This is a genomic window from Microcystis sp. LE18-22.4A, assembly GCF_027531105.1.
GTDB classification, from domain to species: domain Bacteria; phylum Cyanobacteriota; class Cyanobacteriia; order Cyanobacteriales; family Microcystaceae; genus Microcystis; species Microcystis aeruginosa.
This window is the reverse complement of sequence record NZ_JAPZRB010000294.1, coordinates 1-2,102: the sequence shown is the minus strand read 5'-3', so window position 1 is coordinate 2,102 and position 2,102 is coordinate 1. Positions and strand designations below refer to the sequence as shown.

2 protein-coding genes and 1 pseudogene are annotated in these 2,102 nt (G+C 38.9%); 1 reads left to right on the top strand and 2 read right to left on the bottom strand.

From position 1 onward, the window contains the following. Positions 1-96: 96 nt before the first annotated feature. On the bottom strand, positions 97-576 hold the full coding sequence (locus O9295_RS13535) for a hypothetical protein (RefSeq protein ID WP_288033313.1): 480 nt from the start codon (positions 574-576) through the stop codon (positions 97-99). Positions 577-1,219: 643 nt separating this feature from the next. Here O9295_RS13535 and O9295_RS13530 point away from each other — a divergent pair. Continuing rightward, positions 1,220-1,825, top strand: coding sequence for a hypothetical protein (locus O9295_RS13530; protein ID WP_002759942.1), 606 nt, complete (start codon positions 1,220-1,222; stop codon positions 1,823-1,825). 21 nt (positions 1,826-1,846) lie between these two features. Here O9295_RS13530 and O9295_RS13525 read toward each other — a convergent pair. Further along, positions 1,847-2,102 (bottom strand): annotated as a pseudogene (locus O9295_RS13525) (lipase family protein); the annotation flags it as partial.

Sequence of the window (2,102 nt, the reverse complement as noted above, 5' to 3'; positions counted from 1 at the left end):
TCAATTGTCTATCTTTTGGTATTAACCTGTTTGTGCCTTAAGTCCTTCCCTGTATGGATTTCAGCTACTTTTGAGCGTAGGCGCTCTCATCGAATTTTATTTTAAGTTAATTATTTGCATAACAATTCCCGAAGAGCCAATGTTCTCAACCCGTGCATAAACAATAACACTGACGGAAGTATCATTGATAGACAAGGCATTAGATAGGCTCAGAGTTGAACTTACTGAAGGGTCGCTAAAGGTAGAACTAGAATCGGAACCAGAACCAGAACCAGAACCAGAATCGGAACCAGAACTAGAATCGGAACCAGAACTGGAATTATTGCTGGCTTTTTTTAAGCTAATCTGCGCCGAAACGCCTAAGGAATTGGTAACGGTATTATTAAAATCTTCAGCCGAATAACAAATCTTAAAAAAACTTTGGGAATTAGTGCCTAAGTTTTGAATTGTTGGATTGGCTGCCAAAGCATTCGTCATCTGCTTGCCAGTAAAACAATTAAAACCAACGCCGATACCGCTGATTAATTCAACGGCATGAGGAACGCCAATAAGATTCATATTTGCAAGCGCAGCCATGGCAAAAATTCTCCTAATACGGATTGAGTTGAAATTAAATAATCTGGCTTTTCTCTACTTGGCAACCGCCAAGGCAGCTAGGACAACTAGGAGGCGGCAAATTCCCACAAAGCTTAAGCTTTTTTCCCCTTGTCACCTGCTATATTGAGCAGATATTGAACAATCCTGGGTAATTGAATCATCGATTATCTTCAATAACAAACGTGACTCAATTGAGGATTCATTTATTAAGAACGATTGAACAGGAAATTAGTTCCTGTTGGGTCAAAACTTATAGCAGTAAACCTATTGTTAAGGATAAGTAGGGTGCGGCAAATTCCCACAAAGCTTAAGCTTTTTTTCCCTATTGCCTGCGATAACTCCAATAGTTGATAATAAAGGAATACACAATCCCCCCCCTGTCAAGTGGCCGATGTAAAAAATTTAACCAATCTTTACATTGCCCTTCTTAGGCAATTAATCCTCTTCTTTGTTCTTCTACAAATTTATCCAGTGGGAATGTTGACTTTATTTAACCTAGTTGTCACAAGCCAGAAGAAAGTCTCAAAAAAATAATTTTAAGACCAAGAAATCCTAAGCACACAATGTCGGACTAAAGCTTGGTAGAATAATAATTGAAATAAAAATCTAAGGGGAAAATCTGATGGCCACAACCGCTGATGATGTCTGGCGTTTATTAGGGGAATTAGTCGAAGCTCAAAAAGAAACTGATCGCCGTTTTCAAGAAACAGAACGTTTAATGCGAGAACAACGTCAAGAAAGCGATCGCCGTTTTCAAGAAACAGAAAGACTTTTAAAAGAGCAAAGCCAGAGAGTTGATAAACAGCTAGGAAAACTCGGAAATCGCTTGGGAGAATTTGTCGAATGGCAAATTCGTCCCGCCGCGGTAAGATTATTTAAAGAAAGAGGGCTTGATGTTCATGAATTATACTCAGGAGTGTCAGCCCAACGCCCCGAAGGGGGACTCGAAATAGATTTATTAGTAGTTAATAATACCGAAGCCGTCTTAATTGAAGTGAAAAGTAAACTGACTCAAAGCGATGTTGACGAACATTTAGAGCGACTAGAAAAATTCAAAAGATTAATGCCTCGTTACCAGAATCTGAAAGCATTAGGAGCGGTAGCCGGAATGGTTGTCCCCGACGATATTGCTCTTTATGCTTATCGTCAAGGATTATTTGTCTTAGCTCAGTCAGGAGACAATGTAATTATTTTAAACGATCCTCAATTTCAGCCTAAAGCTTGGTAATCTGTTCGTAGTATAGAATAATTAGCTTAACTTAGTGGCAATATCATCTAAATCTTGATCCGTTAGCGTGAGAGCATTAGCCACATTTTCTGTCAGCGGCCAGTCAATTTCCAGAAGATTGAAATAAGCTTGGATATGCTGAAAATAGGCTTCTTGCAGAAATTGCTTCAGGGGAGTTGTTTGCGGTTGAGAAAAAACGCCACATTTACCTTTCATGGCAAAAGTGCTGGGATTTAACGCCAGATAATTACAGTTTTTCACTTTTTGAATTTGACTA